The following is a 25616-nucleotide window of genomic DNA, read 5'->3' as shown; positions in this document are numbered from 1 at the left end:
CCCCATGCCATATAGATAAATAGGCAAGATGAAACAGCTGACGCTTAATGTCCGGCGCTGCAGGTTTCATCCCTTAGAAATACAAGAATGCAGATGGAAGCTTATCTTAACTTGGATGTGAAGAAAGCTGCAAACAAGCTTTTTTGAGAGGGGAAGGGAGGACGACAAGCGTGCCAAGCCAGTCAAACGGTTTGCGATTTGACATTTACGAACGGGTTCATTTGCCAGATGATGTGGCGGCGATCGACGAGCTCGACGAAATTGAGCTGGTCCCCCGCATAGGAATCGTGCAGCAAGAAGATCAAGTTTTACTGAAGGGCCACTTGCTGCTTACCGGCGTATACCGTGCGCCTGATGAACCGTTGGAGGAACAATCGCTGGAGCACTGGATTCCGGTAGAGATTACGCTGCCGCTGAATCGGATTCACCGGTTGGATGACATTTCCGTAGAAATTGATAACTTCGATGTGGATGTGCTGTCCGCACGAACCATCAACATTACAGGTGTGCTCTCCTTGTTCGGCATCGAAATCGAGCAGCCAAACCCGCCGCAGGAGGATTGGCAGCGGGAAGAACCGTTTACTGTCGTACATCGTAGAGAAGAGGAAGCTGTGCAGCCGTATTATCAGACCTACCGGCAGCAGCCGCAGTTTGCGGGCGAGAACCAGCATCGGCAAGCGGCCGAGCTGGAGCAGCAGGCCTTGTCCGCGGCACAGCTGCAGGCGGAGGAAGAGCATCAGATGCAGGCTCGCGCTGCGCAGCTTAGAGAACAGGCCTTACTTGAAGCCGCTCAACAGGAGGCGGTGCGTCAAGAAGCTGCTAGGCAAGAGGAAGCGCGTCTGCAGGCAGTTCGTCAGGATGCAATCCTGCTGGAGGCGATTCAACAGGAGGCACAGCAGTTAGAGCTTGTACGCGAAGCGGAGGAATTAGAGTCCGCCCAGAAACAGCCTGCTATTGAGCAGTCGGGAATCGTCGCCAACGAGCCCGAACCGTCCCAAACGGAGCCGATCATACGACAGCCTGCTACTGTGCAGTCGGCAATCGTCGCCAATGAGCCCGAACCGTCCCAAACGGAGCCGATCATACGACAGCCTGCTATTGAGCAGTCGGCAATTGTCGCCAATGAGCCCGAACCGTCCCAAATGGAGCCGGCCATACGACAGCCTGCTGCGCCGCCAGCGGCTAGCTTCACGGAACCTGCGCAATCGTTCAGCGAGGCAACGGCCTCCGACGCGGAAGCCGCCAGCAAGCCGATGCGCGTCGCGGTTGCGGGCAAGCCTGCCGAAGAGGATGCGGCTAAGCAGGGAGCAGGCAATGTCGGCTTCCGGTCGCTGCTGCAATCGAGCCAGCGTGAGCAGGAAGCTAGAGCTGCTGCAGAGCAGGTGGCGGAGCGCGCGGCAGCGGAAGCACGCAAATCGAGCGGTGACGAGATCGAGTGGAAAAATCTGTTCTACGGCAGGCCGAGCGAGGATCGATCGTTCCGCAAGCTTCGGATGTGCATCGTCCAGCGCGAAGAGACGCTTGATGTTATTGCGGGCCGTTATCAGTTGCAGGCACGGGAAATCGCCTTGTATAACCGGCTTTCCGACCAAAGCGTAAGCGAAGGGCAAGTGCTTTACATTCCATAAAAGTGAGAATAAGCCTGCTGCGGGTCTTTCCATGACCTGTCGGCAGGCTTTTTGCGCTGAGGCAGTTCCTTCTAAGGCATAGGCGGCTGACCTTCTGGGATTGACGGCAGTAAATAAGAACGTGTATGATAGTAAAAATAGGGTAATACTTTATTGTAAAATACGTTGATGGGGAAGAGTGGCAGGAATACCTTCAGAGAGCGGAACCGTTACGCTGTGAGGTTCTGCAGGATATGTACTGTGACTGGTCGCCCTGGAGTAGCTGGAATGAAACGATTGTTGTTTAGTTGCAGCCGGTTGCAGCCGTTATCTGTATTGAGTTGTCGAACCGGCGCATGCTGTCGATTCGGAACAAAGGTGGTACCGCGGAAGCCAAACCTTTCGTCCTTTGCTGATAAGGGCGAGAGGTTTATTTTTTTCGTTTATAAGGCGATTAATTACCGGCGGCGCGAGCAACCGTGTATCGACCGGATGAGGAAATATAATTGGAGGTAGGAACGATCATGTCGCAGAAACAAACTATGACCGAAATGCCGACGACCTATGATCCTAAGGCGGCGGAAACCAAATGGTATCCCTATTGGATGGAAGGCAAGTATTTTGAAGCGGGCAAGCGTCCTGACGCGCAGACGTATACCATCGTCATCCCGCCGCCGAACGTTACCGGTATGCTGCATATCGGGCATGCACTCGATTTTACGCTGCAGGATATTCTGATTCGAACGAAGCGGATGCAGGGCTTCGATACGCTGTGGCTTCCAGGCTCCGACCATGCGGGCATTGCAACCCAAACGAAGGTCGAGCAGAAGCTTCGCGAAGAAGGCGTATCCCGTTATGATCTGGGACGCGAGAAGTTTCTCGAGAAGGTATGGGATTGGAAGGAGCACTACAACGGAACGATTCGCGAGCAATGGGCCAAAATGGGCTTCTCACTCGACTATTCCCGCGAACGGTTCACGCTGGATGAAGGATTGTCCCGTGCGGTTCGTGAAGTCTTCGTTCGTCTCTACGAGAAAGGCTTAATCTACCGCGGCAAGAAGATTATCAACTGGGATCCAGCTGCGCGTACGGCTTTGTCGGATATCGAAGTTGAGCATAAAGAAGTGAACGGCCATCTGTACCACCTGGAGTATCCGCTGAAAAACGGCCAAGGCGTCATTACCGTGGCGACGACGCGTCCGGAAACGATGCTTGGAGATACGGCGGTTGCGGTTCATCCCGAGGATGAGCGCTACAAGCATCTGATCGGCGAGATGATCGTGCTTCCGATCATTGGAAGAGAGATTCCGATCATCGCGGATGAGTATGTCGAGAAGGAATTCGGGTCCGGCGCCGTTAAGATTACGCCGGCGCATGATCCGAACGACTTTGAAGTCGGCCTGCGTCATGATCTCCCGCAAATCGTAGTGATGGACGAGAGCGGCACGATGAATGCGGAAGCAGGTCCGTACAACGGCTTGGACCGCGCCGATTGCCGCAAGCGGATCGTAGCGGATATGCAGGCTAGCGGAGTTTGCGTCAAGATTGAAGACCATGTTCATCAAGTCGGCCACAGCGAGCGCAGCGGCGCCGTTGTCGAACCGTATTTGTCTACGCAGTGGTTCGTCGATATGAAGCCTCTCGCAGATGCCGCGATTGAAGCGCAGCGCAGCGGCAATGGCGTTAATTTCGTGCCGGACCGCTTCGAGAAAATTTATTTGCAATGGATCGAAAATGTACGCGATTGGTGCATTTCCCGTCAGCTGTGGTGGGGCCATCGCATTCCGGCCTGGTACTGCGAATCCTGCGGCGCGATGCATGTCGCCCTCGAGGATCAGAGCGCCTGTTCCGGCTGCGGCAGCACCTCGCTCCGTCAAGACGAAGACGTGCTCGATACATGGTTCAGCTCCGCGCTGTGGCCATTCTCGACGCTGGGCTGGCCGGAACAAACGGCGGATTTAAAACGCTTTTACCCGACCAACGTGCTCGTAACGGGCTACGATATTATCTACTTCTGGGTAGCGCGTATGATCTTCACGGCGCTGGAGTTCACGGAAGAGAAGCCGTTTAAGGATGTGCTGATGCACGGCCTTGTTCGCGACGAGAACGGCAAGAAAATGTCCAAATCGCTCGGGAACGGCGTAGATCCGCTCGAAGTCATCGAGAAGTACGGTGCGGACGCGATGCGCTTCATGATTTCGACAAGCAGCACGCCGGGCCAGGATCTTCGTTTCCGCTGGGAACGTGTCGAGCAGGCGCGCAACTTCGCTAACAAGATTTGGAACGCTTCCCGTTTCGCGCTCATGAATTTAGAGGGCGTTACGGCAGCGGATATCGATATTAACGTGAAGCTCGGTACGGCGGACCGCTGGATTCTGCACCGCTTGAACGCGGCGGTAGCCGATGTAACCCGATTGATCGACAGCTATGATTTCGGCGAAACGGGCCGCGTGCTGTACAATTTCATCTGGGACGATCTATGCGACTGGTACATTGAATTTGCGAAGCTGAATCTCAATGGCCAAGATGAAGCGGCTAAACGCGCCACACAGTCTGTTCTTGCCTATGTTTTGGACCGCACGCAGCGTCTGATCCATCCATTCATGCCGTTCATCAGCGAAGAAATTTGGCAGCATTTGCCGCATGAAGGCGAGACGATCACATTAGCGCCTTGGCCGGTATATGATGCGGCTTTCGAAGCGCCTGATGCTGTCGCGGAGATGGAGCTCCTAATGGAGATGATTCGTTCCGTTCGGAATATCCGCGCAGAGGTTAATGTACCGATGAGCAAGAAGGTTGAACTGCAGATCAAGCCTTCGAGCCCGAGTGAAGCAGCGATACTTGCTCGCAACGAAGAGTTCATCGTTCGTTTCTGCGGCACGTCGAAGCTCGAGATCAGCCTAGAGCTGACGCCGCCCGACAAAGCGATGACGGCGATTGTTACTGGTGCCGAGATGTACCTTCCGCTTGCCGGGCTGATTGACATCGGCCAGGAAATCGCGCGTCTGGAGAAGGAAATTCAGCATCTGGACAACGAAGTGCTTCGTATTGAGAAGAAACTGGGTAATGAAGGCTTCGTGGCGAAAGCACCGGCGAAAGTCATTGAGGAAGAACGCGCGAAGATGGCTGATTATGCCGAGAAGCGCGATAAAGTTAAAGCGCGGATCGCGGAACTGAGAGGCTGAGGAACATGAGCATGACGAATAACGATAACAACGTTCAGCCGCTCGCAACGTATGAAGAAGCACGTCAGTGGATTGAAGGGCTGGTTTCATTCGGCATTCGTCCCGGCATGGAACGGATCGAGAGGCTCATGGAGCTTACGGGGCATCCGGAACGCCGCCTGAAATTTATTCATATCGCTGGCACGAACGGGAAAGGCTCCGTCTGCGCCTATCTGACAAGTGTGCTGCTGCGCTGCGGCTACGATGTGGGGACGTTCACATCCCCCTATATTACGAAATTCACGAACCGCTTCCAATATAACGGTACTGATATTCCAGAAGAGACGCTGCTTGCGCTGGCTAATCGCTTGAAACCGTTGGTTGAAGAAATTGCTGACAGCGAGCTGGGCTCACCTTCCATGTTTGAAGTATCCACTGCGATCGCCATCCTTTATTACGGCACCGTGTCCTATCCAGATTTTGTCGTGTGGGAAACCGGTCTTGGCGGCCGCATGGACGTAACGAACATTGTGACGCCGATTGTTTCGGTCATTACGAACGTCGGTCACGACCATATGGATATTCTCGGCGATACCATCGAAGCCATAACGACAGAGAAGGCCGGAATCATTAAGCCTGGCGTTCCCGTTATTAGCGCGGTTGCTCAGCCTGAAGCTGCGGCAATTATCCGGGATACAGCGAAAGCGAAGAAAAGTTCCCTTTATCTTTTGGGCAAGCAATTCTCGGAGACGGCCCTGAAGGTCAGTGAAAACGAGCAATCCTTCCGGTTTGACGGCTTATTCCGCTCGATTGATGAGCTGCCGATCACGCTGAATGGCGCCCATCAGCGCACGAATGCCGCTGTTGCGGTCATGACGCTTGAGGTGATGCGGCAGTACTATGCGTTAATTCTAGAAGACGAGGACCTTCGTGAAGGCCTGCGCAGCGCGGCATGGCCTGGACGACTCGAGATGGTCAGCCAGTCGCCTCGCATTCTTATCGACGGTGCCCATAATCCTGAAGGTGCGCAATCGCTTGCGTTAGCCTTGACCGAAACGTACCGGTACGAGCGGCTTCATCTCATGGTAGGGATGCTGACGAACAAGAATCATCGTGACACATTGCGGCATATACTACCTCTAGTGGATACGCTTGTCGTGACTGAGCCGGACTTCCGCAAAGCAATGCCGTCTGCCGAGCTGGCGGAGCTTGTTCAAGACCTGCGTGAGTCTGCCGGTCGTTCTTTCGAGCTTATCGTTGAACCGAATTGGAGGCAGGCCCTCGAGCGGCTGCAAACATTGACTGAAGAAGCTGATTTGGCGGTCGTGACAGGTACACTCTATCTGATTGCGGACGTCCGCTCCCAATTGCTTTATAATAAGGATTCTGAAAAAGGTTGGTGAACCGTCTTTGAATACAGCAGAACACGTTCATTTCATCGGAATTGGCGGTTACGGCATGAGCGCAATCGCGCGTGTCATGCTGGAGATGGGCTATAAGGTGACCGGATCTGACGTTGCCCGTCAGGAGTTAACGGAGAAGCTGGCGGCTAAAGGCGCCCGTATTTTCATCGGTCATGAACCAGAGCATGTGAAGGGTGCCGACTTGGTCGTTTATTCGACGGCGCTGTCGCGGGACAATGTGGAACGTAGAGCGGCGGAAGAACTCAATATTCCGATTCTTCACCGTGCGCAAATGCTGGCAAGGCTGATGAACAACGGGAAAGGCGTAGCGGTGGCGGGCGCTCACGGCAAGACGACGACATCATCGATGATTGCGCTTGTTATGGAGACGTGCAAGCTCGATCCGACGTATATCATCGGCGGCGAAATTGTAAATGTCGGCACGAACGCGAAAGCGGGCAAAGGCGAATATGTCGTAGCTGAAGCGGACGAGAGCGACGGTTCGTTCCTGCAATACCACCCAGCTATTGCGATCGTGACCAATATCGAACCCGATCATCTCGAAAACTACGACGGTGATTTTAATAAATTAAAAGCTGCTTACGTGCAATTCTTAAGTCAGGTCAAGCAAGGCGGCAACGCAATTGTATGTGCCGACGATGAGAATATTCAAGGCATGCTGCCGGAGCTCGTATCCGGTCCGCTTGGCACAAGCGGCGTACTTACGTACGGCATCGACAACGAGGCTGTTTATCAGGCGAATAATATTAAGCTTGGCGACCGCAAGGTTTCCTTCGATATGAAGAAGCACGGACACCTGCTGGGCCGCATCGAACTGTCAGTTCCGGGCCGTCATAACGTGTACAACGCAATGGCGACCGTGATTACTTGCTTGGAGGCAGGCGTGCCATTTGTGTCCATTGCGGAGGCGATTGTTGATTTCCGCGGCGCGAAGCGCAGATTCCAAGTACTCGGAGAGGTCAATGACATTCTCGTTATCGATGATTACGCGCATCATCCCACGGAAATCCAGGCTACGATCAGTGCAGCCAAGTCGACGGGCAAACGAATCATTGCCGTCTTCCAGCCGCAGCGCTATACGCGGACCTTCTTCCTGCTGGAGCAGTTCAGCCGCGCTTTCGCCGAGGCAGACGAAGTGCTGATTACGGATATTTACTCGCCCGCCGGCGAGCAGCAGATCGAAGGGGTCAACTCCAAGAAGCTAGTGGAATTGATTATTAAGAATAGCAATGCCAACACGACTTATTACCCTTCGAAAGAAGAGGTTCTGACGGTCCTGACAGGCCGCGTAGCCCCGGGCGATCTCGTCATTACGATGGGAGCAGGCGATATTTGGAAGGTTGCTGATTCGCTCGCGAAGACGCTCCGGGCAAAAGCATAATTAGCGGTTACTCGGTTTGTGCTTATGCATTCAACAGGTCTTCCAATTCCAAAACGACTAGAAAAGGCCGCTTCCCGTTAGTTGCTCGGGACAGCGGCCTTTTGGCTGTAACGACAGGAATCAGAGAAAGCCGGGAGGTCCGAGAATCCCCACCATCTTTGAATGATTCGCGTGTTTCGTTCGTCATGATAACACCAAACAAGCCGACTCGTAGGAGCCGGCTTGTTTGTGATCTAGTATTGCCCGAATTTTTTTTACACAAGCGTTGCCAGATACTCATCGAGCTGCGCAAAGGTGCCTGCGAAGCCCTGCTGTACATTAGAACGATTGCTGTCGAACGTGTGAAGTTCTTCAACAGAGGCGTTAACGGGAATGCCGCGCATGGTCAGCTTCGTCTTGCCGTCCATTTCTTCGAATAGGAGCGTATTCATGACCTCGAGCGGCCATAAAGGACTAGCCGGGTGGCGCAGCGTGTTTCCTTGTGCATCCGAGAAAGAACTGATGAACACGAGACGCTCCGGCGCTGCGATTTCATGATAAACGAATTTACCCCACATTTCATGGCCATCTGGCGTCTTCATGCTGTAATGGAATAGTCCGCCGGGGCGAAGCTCGACTTTGGCTGCCTCCATCGTTAATCCTTTCGGTCCCCACCATTTCAGCAGATGCTCCGCTTCGGTAAATACCTTGAATACGAGCTCGCGTGGGGCGTTAAGCGTACGAGTAAGGACAAGTTCTTCCACATTTCCAGGTTGTTGCTGTGTCATTGTTAAATTCCTCCTTAGGTTGGTGAGATGCCGATACGGCGCCTCCTAATCGCCTTCCGGCTTGTCGTTCTTCTCTTGCAGGGCGTACAAGTAATCTTCCAGCTGATCGAGGCGAACCTCCCAGGAGCGGCGAAAGGAAGCCAGCCAAGCGTCCAACTCTTGAAGCGGACGCGTCTCCAGCTTGTAAAAGCGCCGGTTGGCAGAGGGCTGTACCTCAACGAGTCCGGCGTCATGGAGCACGCGCAGATGCTTGGAGACCTGCGGCTGCTGCAAACGAAGCCGTTCGGCGATATCGCCGACAGGCAGGGGACCATCCCGAAGAAGCTCTACGATATGCAGCCGGTTGGGTTCGGCAAGCGCGCTTAAAGTCGTTGGATTCATGCATTGAATATACCTCTTTGGGAATATTCCTGTCAAGGAATATTAGGTGACTGCGTAAACAAGACTCCGCTAGGTCATAATTCTCTCAACTATCTCATAGACTTTTACTAGAGTACGCGGACAAGGAGTGATCGCAATGGCGGCTAAAGGACGTATCACATACCGTTTCGATAAACAGAGCGGGGCTCGCGTGGAAGAGCAGGAAGGCAATCAGCGAGCAGCCGAGACGAATATCGGTTCATATTTTCAGGAGGAACTGAAGTTCACATCCGAAATCGGGACGTGGAACAGCCCTTTTCAAAATGATGCTCGCGCCTTGGAGCAGCTTATTCGAGAAGCGGACGGTCAACTGCTTAAGCAAGAGGAAAAAAAAGCGGTTAAACCGCAGGCTGTGCCGATCGTGCACGAAGAGGTGCGTGATAAGTTGGAGGCAGAAACCGCGATTCTTCTCGGAGATGAAGAAGCGTTTGAAGATGATATAGTGCCTGCAGCGCCTAGACGTGCAGGAACACCTCGCGTTATTGACATGTATCCGATTCTAGAAGTCGAAGAAGAGCTTTACCGAAACGACCAGCAGAACATAAAAAGGACTGCCTTCGGATCTTATCTATCAGGTTCGGGTCAGCGGCCGGCACGCGGACCTTCATGGTTCAAGGTGTTCGCATCGGTTGCTGGAGCGATCGCAACGGGTGCGTTATTCGGTTATTTCGTGCTGGCATTGTTTACGGGATCGCCGACGGATTCCTCTGACGTCTCGCCATCGAACACGGCTGTAAGCGGCAGTCCCTCGAGCGGTGACAAGACGGCATCGAACGGTAAGGATAACGCTGCTAACGCCGATAAAGATTCGGGAGCTGCTGCCGGAACCAAAGGAAATGAAGGAAAGGCTGCTAACGTCGGCAGTGGACAGTCGGCTTCCGCCGTGGTGAACGTCAACGTGCCTGCAGCCTCATTCTATATGCTGCAATACGGCGTATTCAGCAGCAAGGAGGGGTTAGACGCTGCTGCATCAGAGCTTCGTGCCAAAGGGCTTGCAGCCGCGTCGCTGACTTCACCGACTGATTACCGGATCTATGTGGGCATGTCCGCGGACAAAGACGGGGCACAGCGGCTCGGCCAAGCACTCAGCGGCATGGACGTATATGTGAAACAAATCGACGTACCGGCGGTTACTGCTATTGCCTATAAGGGCAGCGCCTCGGAGGTGCAGACATTCTTTGGCGATACGGCGGCCCTCGTGGCGAAACTAAGCCAGTTAACCGAAGAGAGCATGGACGGCGCCTCAGGTTCGGATGTAAATTGGAAAGAATTACATCAGCAGTGGACAGAATCCGGAGCACGTGTGGAAACAGGAATGACGGATAAAGTGAACAAAGCGGCGCTCTTGAAGCTTATGCAAGCGGTCAATTCAGCCGTGTCGGCTGCTTCCGAATATGCGAAGAAGCCGTCGGATGCCTATCTGTGGTCCATGCAGACATCATTGATGGAAGCAGTCTTCGTGCAGAAAGGCTGGTTTGCATCCATGGAATCATTGTAAAGCGTTCCTTAGGCGCGTATAATAAAGTGTGCGTGTCAAAAAATGGCGAGGGACGTTGGAAGATGAAGAAAAACTTCTGGATTTTGCTGCTGTTCATTCTGATCGGCCTGCTGGCCGGCGCGCTTATATCTCATTGGCTGGCTCCTGTCCCAGGGCTGTCATTTTTGACGCATACCTCAACAATTACTTGGTCGCCCGCTGCAGATTTACTTGTCCTCAGTTACGCATTCACGCTGCGGATACATATCAGTCTCCTTAGTATTGCAGGTTTCATTATAGCGATTTGGCTGTACCGCAAACTTTAGGGAGCTCTAACCTTGCGTGAAGGAGCTTTGTACAACGATGGGTACTTTCCTCCCAAATAACTCAGCACATATCCGCCAGCTCGTGCTGGCTTCGTCTTCTCCCCGCCGGCGGGAATTGGTCGCGTCACTCGGCCTTTCCTTGCCGGTTCTCATTTTGTCCAGCGATACGGACGAAGGTACGCCATCCCATTATACGCCGGTGCAAATCGTCGAACAGCTCGGTCTGCGCAAGGCCAAAGCGACAGCCGCGATGCTGCTGGGCGAAGAAGCGTCCGTCTCTCTAATTATCGGCGCTGACACAATCGTCGTGCTGGATGGCGAGGTACTCGGCAAGCCGAAGGATCGAAGAGATGCCATTCGCATGCTTACGCTGCTGCAGGGCAAAGCGCATGAAGTGTATACGGGCATCGCTTGCGTGGACCCTTCCGCCGGCCGTGAGCTTGCTTCGCATCGCATGACTAAGGTTGTCATGAAGCCGCTGACCGCTGCAATGATCGAACGTTATGTAGATTCAGGCGAACCGATGGACAAAGCCGGCAGCTACGGGATTCAAGGCCGCGGGGCGGTGCTTGTCGATCGGATTGACGGCTGCTACTTCAACGTTGTCGGTCTATCGCTTACGCTCTTTTCGGACATGCTTGCCGAATTCGGCATCGAGGTTATTTGATCCGATTTGTATGTACCATTATCGCTCATTCTTATTTGACATCCGGAAAGCAGGGAAGGACATGGAGGCAGAAAAGCCCTATGTGCTGAAGAATATCCCTAACGAAGACCGACCTAGAGAACGCCTGATGACCGTTGGGGCTGAGGCACTCAGTCACGCAGAATTGCTAGCGATCTTGCTGCGCACGGGAACGAGACGGGAGTCTGCTGTTCTCCTGGCATCGCGTATTCTTCATCAATGCGGCAGCCTTCGAGGGCTTGTTGATATGAGCATTGACGAAATGACCCGAATCCGTGGCATCGGCACAGCGAAAGCGGCGCAGCTTCGCGCCGGAATCGAGCTTGGCCGCCGCTTGGCCCGCAGCCAGCAGGGAGAGCTTCCGACAATACGCAAGCCTGCGGATGCAGCGGATTTGATGATGGAAGAGCTGCGCTATTTGAAGCAGGAACACTTCGTCTGTTTGTTTTTGAATACGAAGAATCAGGTTATTGGTACAGAGACATTATCGATCGGTACTTTGAACGCAACGCTCGTTCATCCGCGCGAGGTGTTTCGGGCAGCCATCAAATGCAGCAGCTCTTCACTGATCTGCATGCATAACCACCCAAGCGGCGATCCGACGCCGAGTCCGGAAGATATTGCGCTTACACGTCGTTTAATGGAGGCGGGCGAGCTGGTCGGCATCGATGTGCTTGATCATTTGGTAATAGGTGACAATCGCTTTATAAGTTTGAAGGAGCAAGGTCACATGTAATATAATAAGAGGGATTGTCTTACGAAAGAAAGGAAGATACAAACATGTTTGGTGGTTTTACGAAAGATTTAGGAATTGACCTTGGCACTGCTAACACACTCGTCTATGTAAAAGGAAAAGGGATTGTCGTGAGAGAGCCTTCGGTGGTTGCTCTTCGTACGGATACGAAAAAAATCGAAGCTGTAGGCGAACACGCGAAGAAAATGATCGGTCGGACGCCTGGCAATATTCGTGCCATTCGCCCAATGAAAGACGGCGTTATCGCGGATTTCGACACAACGGCTACCATGATCAAATATTTCATTCGTCAAGCGCAGAAGAGCCGCGGCTTGTTCACGCGCCACCCGAACGTCATGGTTTGCGTGCCGTCGGGCATCACGGCTGTTGAACAGCGCGCGGTTAAGGATGCGACCGTTCAAGCAGGCGCGCGCGAAGCGTTTACTATTGAGGAGCCGTTCGCGGCGGCGATCGGCGCTGACTTGCCGGTATGGGAGCCGACCGGAAGCATGGTTGTCGATATCGGCGGAGGCACGACGGAGGTTGCGGTTATTTCGCTCGGAGGGATCGTCACAAGCCGTTCCATTCGGATTGCCGGCGACGAGATGGATGAGGCGATCATTCATTATATTAAACGGATGTACAACCTGATGATCGGTGAGCGCACGGCAGAACAGCTGAAAATGGAAATCGGATCGGCGCTTGCGCTAGACCGCGCGGAGTCTATCGAAATTCGCGGCCGTGATCTCGTATCGGGCTTGCCGAAGACGCTTCCGATCTCCTCGGAGGAAATCTGCGATGCGCTTGCAGATACCGTCAATGCGATTGTAGATGCGGTAAAGATTACATTGGAGAAATGCCCGCCTGAGTTGTCCGCGGATATTATGGACCGCGGCATCGTGCTGACCGGCGGCGGGGCACTGCTTAAGAACCTGGACAAGCTGCTCGCGAGAGAAACCGGCATGCCGGTTATCGTGGCGGAGAACCCGCTGGATTGCGTGGCAATCGGCACCGGACGTGCGCTTGACAACATCGACCTGTTCAAAACTCGCGGAGGCCCGGTTTCCCGTTCCAAGAAATAATCCGGCAAGTAAAGGATTGGGGAATTCGGATGAGCGGAAATGGCGGGTGAAATGTAGTGTTTAACTGGATGCGCAACAGACGGATGTTTGTGCTCATGATCGTATTTATACTATTCGTTGCCGTAATGGGCTTCTCGATCGGCGACCGGAAGAAGCTGACGTGGCCGGAGTACTTCGCGCTTGACACCACGGGCTTCTTCCAGCAGTGGCTGTACAGGCCGGCCGGCTATATTTCGGACATGTTCAAGGATTTCTCCCACATGCGCGAGGTTTACAAGGAAAATGAACAGCTGCGGATCGCGGCGGCTGCTTACGCAAGAGACAGCATTAAATATAATTTCATGGAATCTGAGCTGAAGCAGCTTCAGGACGACTTGCATTTTACCGAGCGTCAGAAGCAGCTGAACAATTACAAGTACTTGATTGCGCAGGTCGTGGCGGTTAACAACGATCCCTACGACGAAACGATTCGTATCAATCTCGGTTCCAGAGACGGCATCAAGCCGAACATGGTCGTCGTGACGAACAAAGGCCTCGTCGGCCTGACGAGCCGAGTAGATCCTTTCTTCTCCTCGGTTATGCCGATTACGAAGCTGAATGTGAATTCGACGGATACGAAGCAAATTGCTGCGACCGTGCTTGGCAAGGAGAAGGAGTCCTTCGGTATCGTTGACAACTACGACACGGAAACAGGCAAGCTGTCCATGTCCAAGATTTCCGAGACCGATCCGCTCAAGAAAGGTGACACGATCATCACCTCCGGTCTAGGCAACGTGTTTCCGAGAGGCATGGTCATCGGCACCGTCGATTCCAGTCAGGTGGGGGACTTCGGTCTCACGTACACGGCAACGATCACGCCGGCTGCGGATTTCGACCATCTAACGGAAGTATTTGTCGTACAAACGCCTGAATCGGAAACGGGAGAAGTCACGCCATGAGCCTGCAGCGCATAATAGGGGTCATGCTGCTGTTCTTCCTTACAGAAGGCACGGTCTTCTACTGGCTGCTGCCGGATTCCATGGTCGGCCGGATCGTACCTCATTTTACGCTGGCGTTTGTCTTGTTTGCCGCCTTGTATCGTGGAAGGCATACGGCGCTTGTGCTGGGGATGGCGTTCGGCCTGCTGCAGGATCTCGCCTTTTACGGCCGTATTATCGGCGTGCATTCGTTCGCGATGGGACTAGTCGGCTATCTGACGGGCCTCCTCCTGGAACGCAAGCGCAGTACTTTGTTGATGGCGTTGTTCGTAATCAGCGTCTCTACTCTAGTGAATGACACGGTCGTTTATATTATTTATCGCGTATTCCGGCTCACCAATCAGAGCTTTCAATGGGCCTTATCGCAGCATATGATTCCGAGTCTGTTTCTTCAGCTTTTATTCGCACTGGCGATGTATATCCCGGTGAGACGTTGGTTTGAAGGCAGTTTGAAGCCCAAAACCGAAGAGGAAGAAGATTAACGCCGAACTCATGCAGGAATCGAAGCCTGTATGAAAGAATCGTATATAGAGAGGGGTGGGACGAGCGTGACCGAGAAGCAGCATATTACGATAAAAGGCGTCAAGGAAGGACTTATTTTCCTTCTCGACGACAATTGCGAATTTTCCGCATTGCTGGAAGAGCTGCAATATAAATTGGAAAAATCGCATCAACAGCTGCTGTCTGGTCCCATCGTTCACGTTCAAGTGAAGCTCGGCACCCGCCAATTGAATGAAGAAGAGAAGGATCGGATCAAATCGGCCATCCGTCAGCAGGGCAATTTGCTTGTGCAGTCCATTGAAAGTGAAGTACGTAACGAAACTAAGCCGGAAGACGGCAACAATATGAAAGTGCTCTCAGGCATCATTCGCTCCGGTCAGACACTTGAGCATGACGGAAATCTATTGTTATTGGGTGATCTCAATCCCGGCGGGACGCTGCTGTGCACTGGTGATATCTATGTGCTTGGCGCGCTTCGCGGATTGGCGCATGCCGGTTATAAAGGAAAGGAAGATGCTGTTATCGCCGCATCTCTCCTAAGACCGACCCAGCTTCGCATCCAGGAAGTGATCAGCCGTCCGCCTGATGAATGGATGACAGGGGATGCGATGATGGAGTTTGCGTACCTGAGCGAAGGCGTCATGAAAATCGATAAGATCACGCAGCTGCAGCGGCTACGTAAGCTGCCGGCTGTGTTTAGAGCTTGAGCGGGGAGTGTGTGGTCATGGGAGAAGCGATCGTTGTTACATCGGGTAAAGGCGGCGTCGGCAAGACGACGTCCTCGGCCAATATCGGCACGGCGCTGGCATTGCTGGGAAAAAAAATATGCATGGTTGATACCGATATCGGTTTGCGCAATTTAGACGTGGTCATGGGGCTGGAAAACCGCATCATCTATGATCTGATCGATGTTGCGGAAGGACGGTGCCGGCTCAATCAGGCGCTCGTCAAGGATAAGCGTTTCGAAGAGCTCTATATGCTGCCCGCCGCACAGACGAAGGACAAGAGCGACATCACGCCGGAGAAGGTCAAGGATATCGTGCTGGAGCTCAAGAAGGAATTCGATTATGTTATCATCGATTGTCCTGCCGGGATCGAACAGGGCTTCCGAAACGCCATAGCAGGTGCCGACCGCGCCATCGTCGTTACGACGCCGGAGAATGCGGCGGTCCGTGACGCTGACCGCGTTATCGGTCTGCTGGAGCAGGCGCAAGTACCGGCCAGACTCGTCATCAACCGGATTCGCGCTAACATGGTTCGAACGGGAGAAATGCTCGACATTGATGAAATTTGTCAAGTGCTTGCAATCGACCTGCTGGGCATTGTGCCGGATGACGAGAAGGTCATCCGCTCGGCGAATGCAGGCGAGCCGACTGTCATGGATCCATCGTCGCGTGCAGCGATCGCATATCGCAACATTGCGCGCAGGATGCTCGGCGATATGGTTCCGCTAATGCCGCTTGAAGAGAAATCGGGTGTAATCAAGCGGTTCCGCAAGTTCCTTGGAATAGGATGATTACGAAGTGTTCAATAAACTGAAAAAAATAGATGCCGGGATGATGATCATCCTTATGGCATTCACGGCGGTCAGTACGCTGCTCGTTCATAGCGCGACCTACGGTAACCCGGATTATGCCAATTACGATCTGAAGACGCTGATTTTCTATGGCATGGGCTTTTTCGTGGCCATTGTGTCCGCCCTCATTGATTACCGGCTGTTCCTGAAAGCGTGGTATGTTCTCTACGGCATCGGAATCGTGCTTCTCGTCGTCGTTTATTTCACGGCACCGGAAATCAACGGTGCCCGAAGCTGGTTCGAGCTGTTCGGCGGCTTGCTGCAGTTCCAGCCTGCGGAGATGGTTAAGATTATCTTGATCATTACGGTGGCCTACCTGATGGGCAGAAGGCAGGGCGATCCATTACGGGTGCGCAGCGATCTGTTTGTCGTGGCGGTGTTCTCGTTCGTTCCTTTCGCCCTCGTAATGATTCAGCCGGATCTCGGGAATGCCATTATCTATCTTGTGATTGTGCTCGGCATGCTGTGGATTGGGAACGTGAGGTACACGCATGTGCTGCTGGGACTGACGATTATCGTAGGCGGGCTGCTGCTATTCATATTCATGTTCAATACCTACAATAAACAAATTCATGATTATTTGTACGATCACAGCAAGGTGCACTGGTACGAGCGAATTAACGGCTTCATCAACCCAGAAACGGCTTCCGAGAAGGAAGTATATCAAGCCAGCAAGGCGAAGATCGCCATCGGTTCCGGCGGCTTGACCGGTGACGGTTATATGAAGGGCGAATCCAAGAACCGGAAGTTCATTCCATACCCATACTCGGATGCGATCTTTGTCGTGATCGGAGAGGAGTTCGGCTTCCAGGGCGCTGCGGTCGTGCTGATGCTGTATTTCCTCTTGATTTACAGGATGATTATTATTGCCTTCCAGTGTTATGACTTGCGGGGATCGTTCATCATCATCGGAATTGTTTCCATGTACGTCTTCCAAGTCTTCCAAAACATCGGCATGATGATTGGCTTGATGCCCATTACGGGAATTACGCTGCCTTTCATCAGCTACGGAGGTACCTCGCTTCTTCTTAACATGCTCTGTATCGGCCTTGTGTTCAGCGTCAAGGTGCATCAAGAGAAATACGAAATGGCAGCTTAGCCGTCCGGTCGATACCGGCGGCTTTTTTTTTGGATCTAGTCTGTTCCCTCTCCAGCGTTGGATAGAGCTGCCAGTCTCCCACTCATAACCCGTCCAGCCATCTCATATACTGGAGTGAACAAGCTGTATTGGTGGAGGGGATGGGCGATGGATACGCGAGACAGTATCCGCGGGCGCAGGCAGGAGCGGATACGCCGAATTATGGAGCTTAACGCTAAGCAGGCGCTGGAGCAGGTAAACAAGCCTCAGCTGCAATCACAGGCCGTTCAATCGGAAGCGCAGGGAAGGCATCCGCTTCCACACACACAGGTGAGTCAAGCCTTGCCGCAGCAGGCGAGCATGAACAGGTCAGCCTCATCTATGCCTGAATTATTGCCTTCTTTGTCAGCGCAGCAGCTGGGGGAGGAAGATCCTGAACGGCTCTGGAAATCGAATCCTAACCCGTGGGAAACGGCCGGTTGGCGAATTGCTCCGCTTCCAAGTAAGGAAAGGCGGGACGGCAAGCTGAATGGCCCGAAGCAGCCGGAACGGGATTATCCGTTTATTGCCAGAGGCTTATTCATACAAACGGTTATTTCAGCTGCAATTTTCTGCATCGTGTTTGGCATGTTCAAGCTGGATGTCCCCGCAGCTAAGCAAGGACGGGAAGTTGTAACGATCGCACTGACGGAGCAAATGGATTTTGATGCCGCGGCTGCGTTGTACAAGAAGTGGTTCGCGGGAGCGCCGTCATTCATTCCGCTCTTCGGCAATCATGGCGACGAGGAGTCGCAGCTTGCTGCAGGAGCTGTAGAGCTCCCGATTGTGTCTCCGCTTCCGGACGGCGCAGTCGTGCAATCGTTTGCGGCAACGCTAAGCGGCGTCGAAATGGCGGGCGAGCCGGGCCAGGCGGTGCTTGCAGCAGAGACGGGCCGCGTCATCGTGGTCTCGAAGGACGACGATAACATGGAGACCGTCGTAGTCCAGCATGCGAATGATCGTGTGACGATATACGGCCATCTCGCCAAGGTGATCGTAGCGGCGAATGATTGGGTCGAAGCGGGTAAATCGCTCGGTACATTGGCAGCAGCTGATGTCGATAAACAGAGCCTGTTATTTTTTGCGGTGAAGGAGAAAGGCCGATACGTCAATCCAGCGGACGTCGTCCCGCTTGATTAAACTTGGCGGCATCCGGTGGTCTATTCATCCGCTCTTCGTGCTCGTCATGCTCGCTTCTGTCCTGACAGGGTATTTCGTAGAGCTAATGACCTTGTTCGCAATTGTCATCGTCCATGAGCTAGGACATGTCGTCGCTGCTAGAGGTTACGGCTGGACGGTTCGCGAGGTGAAGCTGCTGCCTTTCGGCGGGGTGGCTGAGGTTGAGGACGGGAGCGGACTGCCGGCGAAGGAGGAGGCACTCGTAGCTATCGCGGGTCCCCTCCAAAATGCGTGGATGGCCGGAGCGGCTTGGCTCCTCGGCCAGCTTGGGATATGGAGCCATGAGTGGGCGGCGTATGTATGTCAGGCGAATATCATGATTGGCCTTTTCAATATGCTTCCAATTCTGCCGCTGGATGGCGGGAAGCTGATGCAGGCGGCCCTCAGCAGGACGCTAACCTTTCATGGGACATTGATATGGGGGACTAGAATGAGTCTCCTATTCAGTTCGATGATGATCGCGTATGCGTTCGTGCCGGCCATAATCAGCAGAAACGCGATTCATCTGCAGCTGAATCTCGCAGCTGTGGGATTCTTCCTCCTGTTCAGCAATTGGACAGCTTATCGCAATATCCCGTTCTTGTTCCTGCGTTTCTTGACGAATCGGGCGGTTTCGTCCTCTAGATCGGTGACTCAGGGCGTCTGGGCGCTGCCGATTATCGTTCCCAAGGGCTACGCCATTCTGGATGCACTGCGGCTGTTTAAGCGGGACAGCTACCACTTGATTGTCGTGATGGAAGAGAAGGGGGAAGTGCTCGCGGTATTGCCGGAGCAGCGGCTCGTTAACGGATTTCTGTCGGATGGCAAGGCCGATCGTGCAGTCTTAGAGCTTTTCATGTAAAATGTGTATCAGTGGGGACCGACTGGGACAGGAGGTCAAGATATGAAGAAAATGCTGGTGCACGGTCAAATAGATATGCTGCAAATCGCAATCGTGAACGATAGAACGCTTTATGAGTTTTATATGGAGAAGAAGGACAATGCAGGTCAGCTGGCGGGAAGTATTTACAAAGGCCGCGTCGTCAACGTGCTGCCGGGCATGCAGGCGGCTTTCGTCGACATCGGGCTGGCCAAAAACGCTTTTCTATACATCGATGATGTACTGCATCCGCACTTGGAGCGCCAAGCTAAGGAAAAGCCCCAAATCGGAACGCTGCTGAAAGCTGGTCAAGAGCTGCTCGTGCAGGTAATGAAAGAGCCGTTTGGGGGCAAGGGCGCCCGGGTAACGACTCATTTCTCACTGCCAGGCAGATTTCTCGTTTATATGCCGATTGCGGATTACGTCGGCGTTTCAAAGAAAGTTAGCACGGAATCGGTCCGCTCACGCATGCGCGTCATCGGCGAAGCGATTCGGCATCCGGGAGAAGGTGTCATTTTGCGGACAGCAGCCGAAGGCGAGAGTCACGAAGCGCTTCAGCAGGACGTGCAGCTTCTCCGCGAGCTCTGGCATGCCATCGAGCATAAAGGCTTGGAAGCGCCCGCGCCTTCACTCCTCCACAGGGACGCGGATCTCGTGCACCGGCTCGTACGGGATTTGCTGACAACGGAGATGGACGAAATCTGGATCGATGACCCCGCGGTCTATCAGAAGACGGAAGTCATGATGAGCAGCGTTGCGCCCGGCATGCTGCCGAGGCTGCGTTTATTCGATCCGCAGCAGAGCAGGGGCGTATCCTTGTTTCAGCAGTATCAGATCCGCGAGCAGCTGCATGTGGCTTGCCAGCGGCGTTACCGCCTGAAGTCCGGAGGCGATTTGGTTTGGGACCAAACGGAAGCGCTGACCGTTATCGATGTGAATACAGGCAAATACATCGGAACTTCTGATTTGGAAGACACGGTCTTTCGGACTAACCTGGAGGCAGCGGAGCAGATCGCAAGGCTGCTGCGTCTTCGCGACGCAGGCGGAATTATCATCGTCGATTTTATCGATATGGAAGAGGAAGGGCACCGGGAACAAGTGATGCAGCTGCTGGAGAGCCATGTTCGTTCTGATCGGACGAAATGTCAGGTTGTCGGCTGGACAAGACTTGGGCTGCTGGAAATGACACGCAAGAAAGTGCGCGAGCAAACGACAGCGCCTGTTAAGGATACGTTAAAAAATCCAGCTAACCCAATAGTATAGAATGACCAAGGTGAACAAGACGGTCGGCGGGATGACGATAATGGTAACCTTGGTGTAGTCCTTCCAGCTCACTTTGACTTTGTTTTTGCGCAGGACATGCAGCCAGATTAGAGAAGCAAGCGTACCAACAGGCAGAAGCAATGAGCCGATGTCGCTTCCGATGACATTTGCCAAGTAGGCGATTTTGAGCGTGAGCGGGTCTAGATTCATATCCGTCAATGTTAAGGTGCCGATCATTAGTGCAGGATGGTTATTGAAGAGCGTCGACATGGCACTTTGAATCATGCCCAGAATAAGGCTTGCGTTCAGCAAGCTGCCGCTTACGATCGGTTCGAAGACGTGGACAAGCCACGATGTAAAGCCGATATTATGGATCCCATAAATGATGACATACATGCCGAAGGCGAAGACGAGAATATGCCACGGCGTCTTTTTGATCATATCAACTGGCGGAATGCGCAGGTAATACCAGCGCCATCCTAGCAGGATTGCAGATCCCACAACCGAAACAAGCCAGATCGGGATAGCAAAATAAGAAGCGACGAACAAGCAGACGCGCATGAAAAATACGAAGAGCAGCACCTTTTGCATGAAGCGGGTCCTCGCTATCGGCGTGGAGAATGTAAGCCGGCTCACCGTCGGCGCATGCTTCAGCGGATGCTGCGACGTGTCCAGGCTCTTCATCCACAGCTTTCCGTTCATGGCGGGAAGCTTCTTCGGCAGGGATCGGTAACTGACCAGGAAAATGAGGAAAACCATGAACAAAAGTCCAAGGCTTGCGGGCACGAACATCATAAGCGTATGCATATAAAGCGTCATATGGACGATTTTGAGCGCGATTAAATTAACGATATTGCTTACCCCAATCGGTGCGCTCGACGCGGTTGCGACAAGGGCGCCCGAGAGCAGATAGGGAATCTTCTGATGCGGCTTGAGGCCTAAGTTTTGCAGCAAAATAAGCAGAATGGGCGTTGTAATGAGAATGCTGCCGTCATTGTTGAAGAAGAGCGTCATCAGAAAGCAGATCAGGTTGACATACCAAAAAAGTCGGATGCCTGAGCCTTTGGCCCGAGCAGCTAGTCCTTCCGCCGCCCAAATAAAAAAACCGAAGCTTTCCAGCACGACGGCCATGACGATGGTGGCCATGATCGTAATCGCCGCCCCGCTCACGGTTTTGGAGATTTGACCAAAATCATCCAGTGTGACGGTTCCGCTAAGCAGCACGAGCACAGCTCCGGCCATAGCCGGGATCGCTTCGTTGATTTCCTTCGGCCTCCATAGGATGAGAACGACAGTCATGACAAATGAGAAGATGGTTAACGTAGTCGCTAAAGTGCCATACATGGTTCCTATTCACCCCTTGCTGTGGCTTTAAGGCATTACAGTTGAATGTTGGTTATCGGCGGAGGCTCGGTCATGACTTCCGGCTGCGCCTTCTCCTGAAAGTCATATGCTGCTTCATGATTGGGCACGGGCGGCTGCAGCAAATAAAAGAGCAGCGATCCCGAAAAAGCAATAATAAGTAGAACAAGCAAATTGTTTCGCCTCCCTCGGCAAATATATCAAGCTTCCAAATGTCTCTGGCCTCTATTTATACTCCAGCATATGAGAGTTTTATAGATTTGGTATGGATGATGAACCAACAAAGTGAAGAAATAGATTGATATTGGGCAATATGTGTGCTATTCTATTATGGTGTCTGCGATTGAGTTATCTTTTGCAGGTAAATACCGCACCGAACAGGTACATAAGCTCGTACGGCTTTGCTGTCGCGGCACCTGCATCAGGCGAGTCTTCAATATAAGGAGGTGCAACACATGTTTGCGATTATTGAAACTGGTGGAAAACAATACAAAGTGCAAGAAGGCGACGTTCTTTACATCGAGAAATTGGATGCTGCTGAAGGCGGGAGCGTAACATTCGACCGCGTATTGGCTGTTTCCAAAGGCGCAGAGCTCGTAACTGGCGCTCCGCTTGTTTCCGGCGCTACTGTAACGGCTACAGTTGAAAAACACGGCAGAGGTCAAAAAATCATCGTTTATAAATATAAAGCGAAGAAAAACTACCGCCGTAAGCAAGGTCACCGTCAACCGTACTCCAAAGTAACGATTGGCAAAATCCAAGCTTAAGAGGTCAACGATGATTACGGTCACTATTGAGCGGCAATCAGCTGTTGATTCACGGATCGTATCGTTTGTAATCGAAGGACATGCTAAGTTTGCCAAGCCCGGCAAAGACATTGTATGCGCGGGCGTATCGTCTGTTTCAGTCGGTACGGTGAACGCGATCGAGGCACTGGCGGGCGTCGTGCTCCCGGCTTCGATGAAGAGCGGATGGCTCCGGTCGGAAATCCCAGTAGCTGATGACGCGGTCTCGAACGAGAAAGTGCAGCTTCTTCTGGAAAGCATGATCGTGATGCTTCAGTCGATTGCAGATGCATACGGAAAGTATGTTGGAATTCGTCAACAATTTCGTGAGTAAAGGAGGGAACATCCATGTTGAAACTGAATCTTCAGCTCTTCGCTTCGAAGAAAGGCGTAGGTTCCACAAAGAACGGACGTGACAGCCAATCCAAACGTCTCGGCGCTAAACGCGCTGACGGTCAAACGGTAACGGCGGGAAGCATCCTTGTTCGTCAACGCGGAACGAAAGTTCACCCGGGCAACAACGTTGGTATCGGTAAAGACGATACGCTCTTCGCGAAAATTGAAGGCGTCGTGAAATACGAACGTTGGGGACGCGACCGTAAGAAAGTCAGCGTTTACCCGGTTGCAGCAGCTGCTGTCGCTGCAGCGGAATAAGAAAAACTCCCCGGTCTGCCTGCAGACCGGGGTTTTCTTTTTTTTATAACGATACCTAAGCTCGGATGAACTTTCATCTTTCTCGTGCTATACTGTTTAAGGCTAGGAAAGAATAGGAAAGTAGGCTCGCAGATGAATCGCACCAGTTATTATGCTGCTTCATCCATCATTGTACCTGCAGCTGCAGTTCTTATTTGGCCTTCACAGCAGGGGCTGCTTGTCCTCTTCGTTATTTGGACCGTGCTAGCGGCATGGTTATGGTTCCGCAGCATACAGAACGAGCAGCAGCGTCGCTATTTACGCTTGGAACAGACGATGCAGGAGACGGCAATAACGACACTGAATCATCACCGCCATGATTGGATGAATGATCTTCAGGTTCTGTACGGTTATATTCGGATGGGTAAAATGGATAAGACGATTCCGTACGTGGAACAGATAAGAGAACGGATGATGAGCGAAAGCAAAATCGCGAAGCTTGGCGATCCTGCGCTCATTATGTTTTTGCAGTCCTTTCGAACGCAATGTAACACAATGGTCATTGATATGGACATCGACGGCGACGTGAATCTGGCCGATCTGCCGCTGGATGGCAGAAGGGCGGCGGAGACCGTCATGGCGCTGATTCAAGCCTATCGGTTTGCAACGGCGCCGAACTATGGTGAACCGGCAAAGCTGCTAATCGATCTATCAAGGGATGAGGACGAGCTTCATATTTCGTTTCATTTTGATGGGGACTTGAAGTCGCCTGAAGAGTGGAAGACGAATTGCGAGCGTGCGCTTCAGGGCTCGCCGCTGTTCCTGGCGGATACGGATTACGATGAAGGCAGCTTAGCGCTTGAGGCGAAGCTTGGGAAATAGACGGAGGCTGACAAGACATGTTTGTCGATAAGGCGAAAATATTTGTAAAAGGCGGCGACGGCGGCAACGGAATCGTGTCGTACCGCAGGGAGAAATACGTACCGCAGGGCGGACCAGCCGGCGGCGACGGCGGAAAGGGCGGCGACGTCATTTTTCGCGTCGATGAAGGCCTTCGCACGTTGATGGACTTCAGGTATCAGAAACACTTTAAGGGCGAACGAGGCGAGCGCGGCAAAGTCAAGACGATGCACGGCGCGAACGCGGAGAACACGGTCATTCGTATTCCGCCTGGAACGGTTATCCTAGACGAAGATTCACAGGAAATTATTGCGGACATGACGCAACAGGGCTCGGAAATCGTCGTTGCGAGAGGCGGACGCGGCGGACGGGGCAACACTCGTTTCGCATCGGCAAGCAATCCGGCTCCAGACTTTGCCGAGAACGGCGAAGAGGGTCAGGAACGCTGGATCGTGCTTGAGTTGAAAGTAATGGCAGACGTGGGTCTTGTCGGATTCCCAAGCGTGGGCAAATCGACGCTGCTCTCCATTGTATCGGCGGCGCAGCCGAAGATCGGCGCGTACCACTTCACGACGTTGTCACCGAACCTTGGAGTCGTCGACGTTGGTGATGGCCGAAGCTTCGTCATGGCGGACCTTCCAGGTCTGATCGAGGGTGCGCATGAAGGCGTCGGACTCGGACATGATTTCTTGCGGCATGTCGAACGCACGCGCATTATACTGCATGTGCTGGATATGTCCGGCTCGGAAGGGCGCGACCCTTATGACGACTGGGTGAAGATCAATCAGGAGCTGGAGCTCTATAACCCGATTCTGGCGGAGCGCCCGCAGATTATTGTCGCGAACAAGATGGACATGCCGGAAGCGGAAGAGCAGCTTGCGCTGTTCCGTGAACAGCTGGAAGCTAGGGAAGAAGAAGTCAAGCATGAGGTCGTCGCCATGTCTTCGCTGACGAAGAAGGGCGTTCAGGAGCTGCTCTACAAGGCAGCCGATCTGCTGGCGACCGTACCGGAGACGCGCATGATTGAGGAAGTCAGGGACGTCGCGGAACGTAAAGTGTACACGCTGGATAAAGAGGAAGACCGCTCGTTCAAGGTTGGCAGGGAGAACGAAGGCTTCTACGTCGAAAGCGCCTATATCGAGAAGTTCATGAAGCGCGTCAACTTGAACAACTCTTACGATGCGATTATGCGGTTCGCAAGAACGCTGCGGTTGATGGGTGTCGATGCTGAGCTTCGCAGCATTGGTGCCAAGGACGGCGATATTGTACGAATCGGGGACTTCACGTTCGAATTCTTCGAAGGAAGCGATTTTTATTATCACGATTAATAGGAGGGACAACTGCCGCGGCAGTGTTTGCAGAACGCTCTGCAAATACGGCTTGCGGCAGTTTTTCCTT

Annotated in this window: 26 protein-coding genes and 1 other annotated feature; of the genes, 22 read left to right on the top strand and 4 right to left on the bottom strand. The window is 53.0% G+C overall.

Annotated elements, in window-relative coordinates; all coding sequences use genetic code 11:
* The first annotated feature begins 170 nt into the window (after nt 1-170).
* From KXU80_RS09725 to murC, 4 genes are all read left to right on the top strand, one after another.
* Nucleotides 171-1628: a LysM peptidoglycan-binding domain-containing protein gene (locus KXU80_RS09725; protein WP_219837983.1), complete on the top strand. Its 1458-nt coding sequence runs from the start codon at nt 171-173 to the stop codon at nt 1626-1628.
* Nucleotides 1629-1784: 156 nt separating this feature from the next.
* Nucleotides 1785-2020, top strand: a binding site (T-box leader).
* Nucleotides 2021-2131: 111 nt separating this feature from the next.
* Nucleotides 2132-4792: a valine--tRNA ligase gene (locus tag KXU80_RS09720; protein ID WP_219837982.1), complete on the top strand. Its 2661-nt coding sequence runs from the start codon at nt 2132-2134 to the stop codon at nt 4790-4792.
* 5 nt (nt 4793-4797) lie between these two features.
* Complete coding sequence (locus KXU80_RS09715) at nt 4798-6174, top strand: bifunctional folylpolyglutamate synthase/dihydrofolate synthase (protein ID WP_219837981.1); 1377 nt, start codon at nt 4798-4800, stop codon at nt 6172-6174.
* Nucleotides 6175-6181: 7 nt separating this feature from the next.
* A complete protein-coding gene (murC, locus tag KXU80_RS09710; protein ID WP_219837980.1) occupies nt 6182-7576 on the top strand; it encodes a UDP-N-acetylmuramate--L-alanine ligase in 1395 nt (464 codons plus the stop codon).
* 254 nt (nt 7577-7830) lie between these two features.
* Here the strand turns inward: murC and KXU80_RS09705 are convergent, their stop codons facing one another.
* Nucleotides 7831-8343 carry an SRPBCC family protein gene (locus KXU80_RS09705; RefSeq protein WP_219837979.1) on the bottom strand — a complete coding sequence of 171 codons (513 nt, stop codon included), beginning with the start codon at nt 8341-8343 and terminating at the stop codon, nt 7831-7833.
* Between the two features lie 45 nt (nt 8344-8388).
* The gene (locus KXU80_RS09700) at nt 8389-8724 is read right to left on the bottom strand and encodes an ArsR/SmtB family transcription factor (protein ID WP_219837978.1); all 336 of its coding nucleotides are present in this window, start codon (nt 8722-8724) and stop codon (nt 8389-8391) included.
* Nucleotides 8725-8860: 136 nt separating this feature from the next.
* Here KXU80_RS09700 and KXU80_RS09695 point away from each other — a divergent pair, with 136 nt between their 5' ends.
* The 13 genes from KXU80_RS09695 to KXU80_RS09635 all read left to right on the top strand — a co-directional run bounded on the left by KXU80_RS09695 (nt 8861) and on the right by KXU80_RS09635 (nt 20538).
* Complete coding sequence (locus KXU80_RS09695) at nt 8861-10261, top strand: SPOR domain-containing protein (protein ID WP_219837977.1); 1401 nt, start codon at nt 8861-8863, stop codon at nt 10259-10261.
* 62 nt (nt 10262-10323) lie between these two features.
* A complete protein-coding gene (locus KXU80_RS09690) occupies nt 10324-10566 on the top strand; it encodes a DUF4321 domain-containing protein (protein ID WP_219837976.1) in 243 nt (80 codons plus the stop codon).
* A gap of 37 nt (nt 10567-10603) precedes the next feature.
* Nucleotides 10604-11233, top strand: a complete 630-nt coding sequence (locus KXU80_RS09685; protein ID WP_219837975.1) for a Maf family protein — start codon at nt 10604-10606, stop codon at nt 11231-11233.
* A 61-nt stretch (nt 11234-11294) separates the two neighbouring features.
* Nucleotides 11295-11987, top strand: a complete 693-nt coding sequence (radC, locus tag KXU80_RS09680; RefSeq protein WP_219837974.1) for a RadC family protein — start codon at nt 11295-11297, stop codon at nt 11985-11987.
* Between the two features lie 44 nt (nt 11988-12031).
* On the top strand, nt 12032-13066 hold the full coding sequence (locus KXU80_RS09675) for a rod shape-determining protein (RefSeq protein ID WP_219837973.1): 1035 nt from the start codon (nt 12032-12034) through the stop codon (nt 13064-13066).
* A 95-nt stretch (nt 13067-13161) separates the two neighbouring features.
* Nucleotides 13162-14004 (top strand): rod shape-determining protein MreC, encoded by an 843-nt coding sequence (gene mreC / locus KXU80_RS09670; RefSeq protein ID WP_258171339.1) that lies wholly within the window; start codon nt 13162-13164, stop codon nt 14002-14004.
* Nucleotides 14001-14525: a rod shape-determining protein MreD gene (gene mreD, locus KXU80_RS09665; RefSeq protein ID WP_219837972.1), complete on the top strand. Its 525-nt coding sequence runs from the start codon at nt 14001-14003 to the stop codon at nt 14523-14525. Before mreC ends, mreD begins: the two co-directional genes overlap by 4 nt.
* A 66-nt stretch (nt 14526-14591) precedes the next feature.
* Nucleotides 14592-15251: a septum site-determining protein MinC gene (locus tag KXU80_RS09660; protein ID WP_258171338.1), complete on the top strand. Its 660-nt coding sequence runs from the start codon at nt 14592-14594 to the stop codon at nt 15249-15251.
* A 17-nt stretch (nt 15252-15268) separates the two neighbouring features.
* Nucleotides 15269-16060: a septum site-determining protein MinD gene (gene minD / locus KXU80_RS09655; RefSeq protein ID WP_219837970.1), complete on the top strand. Its 792-nt coding sequence runs from the start codon at nt 15269-15271 to the stop codon at nt 16058-16060.
* Between the two features lie 7 nt (nt 16061-16067).
* Nucleotides 16068-17219 (top strand): FtsW/RodA/SpoVE family cell cycle protein, encoded by a 1152-nt coding sequence (locus KXU80_RS09650; RefSeq protein ID WP_219837969.1) that lies wholly within the window; start codon nt 16068-16070, stop codon nt 17217-17219.
* A 147-nt stretch (nt 17220-17366) separates the two neighbouring features.
* Entirely contained in the window at nt 17367-18377 is a 1011-nt protein-coding gene (locus KXU80_RS09645; RefSeq protein ID WP_219837968.1) for a M23 family metallopeptidase, read from the top strand.
* Nucleotides 18370-19257 carry a site-2 protease family protein gene (locus KXU80_RS09640; RefSeq protein WP_219837967.1) on the top strand — a complete coding sequence of 296 codons (888 nt, stop codon included), beginning with the start codon at nt 18370-18372 and terminating at the stop codon, nt 19255-19257. Before KXU80_RS09645 ends, KXU80_RS09640 begins: the two co-directional genes overlap by 8 nt.
* 42 nt (nt 19258-19299) lie before the next feature.
* Nucleotides 19300-20538, top strand: coding sequence for an Rne/Rng family ribonuclease (locus KXU80_RS09635; RefSeq protein ID WP_219837966.1), 1239 nt, complete (start codon nt 19300-19302; stop codon nt 20536-20538).
* Here KXU80_RS09635 and KXU80_RS09630 read toward each other — a convergent pair.
* Together KXU80_RS09630 and KXU80_RS09625 are read right to left on the bottom strand one after the other, a co-directional pair.
* Nucleotides 20509-21882 (bottom strand): arsenic transporter, encoded by a 1374-nt coding sequence (locus KXU80_RS09630; protein WP_219837965.1) that lies wholly within the window; start codon nt 21880-21882, stop codon nt 20509-20511. The two genes, KXU80_RS09635 and KXU80_RS09630, sit on opposite strands and share 30 nt — an antisense overlap.
* 35 nt (nt 21883-21917) lie before the next feature.
* The gene (locus KXU80_RS09625) at nt 21918-22073 is read right to left on the bottom strand and encodes a hypothetical protein (RefSeq protein ID WP_219837963.1); all 156 of its coding nucleotides are present in this window, start codon (nt 22071-22073) and stop codon (nt 21918-21920) included.
* A gap of 282 nt (nt 22074-22355) precedes the next feature.
* Here KXU80_RS09625 and rplU point away from each other — a divergent pair, with 282 nt between their 5' ends.
* The 5 genes from rplU to obgE all read left to right on the top strand — a co-directional run bounded on the left by rplU (nt 22356) and on the right by obgE (nt 25546).
* Complete coding sequence (rplU, locus tag KXU80_RS09620) at nt 22356-22667, top strand: 50S ribosomal protein L21 (RefSeq protein ID WP_219837962.1); 312 nt, start codon at nt 22356-22358, stop codon at nt 22665-22667.
* A 10-nt stretch (nt 22668-22677) separates the two neighbouring features.
* The gene (locus KXU80_RS09615) at nt 22678-23019 is read left to right on the top strand and encodes a ribosomal-processing cysteine protease Prp (RefSeq protein ID WP_219837961.1); all 342 of its coding nucleotides are present in this window, start codon (nt 22678-22680) and stop codon (nt 23017-23019) included.
* A 14-nt stretch (nt 23020-23033) separates the two neighbouring features.
* Nucleotides 23034-23339, top strand: coding sequence for a 50S ribosomal protein L27 (gene rpmA, locus KXU80_RS09610; RefSeq protein WP_219837960.1), 306 nt, complete (start codon nt 23034-23036; stop codon nt 23337-23339).
* A gap of 132 nt (nt 23340-23471) precedes the next feature.
* On the top strand, nt 23472-24200 hold the full coding sequence (locus KXU80_RS09605; protein ID WP_219837959.1) for a Spo0B domain-containing protein: 729 nt from the start codon (nt 23472-23474) through the stop codon (nt 24198-24200).
* 17 nt (nt 24201-24217) lie between these two features.
* Nucleotides 24218-25546 carry a GTPase ObgE gene (obgE, locus tag KXU80_RS09600; protein WP_219837958.1) on the top strand — a complete coding sequence of 443 codons (1329 nt, stop codon included), beginning with the start codon at nt 24218-24220 and terminating at the stop codon, nt 25544-25546.
* The last annotated feature ends 70 nt before the right edge of the window (nt 25547-25616 follow it).

It is taken from the genome of Paenibacillus sp. R14(2021) (assembly GCF_019431355.1).
Classification (GTDB): Bacteria; Bacillota; Bacilli; order Paenibacillales; family Paenibacillaceae; genus Paenibacillus_Z.
This window is presented reverse-complemented; position numbering and strand designations above follow the sequence as displayed.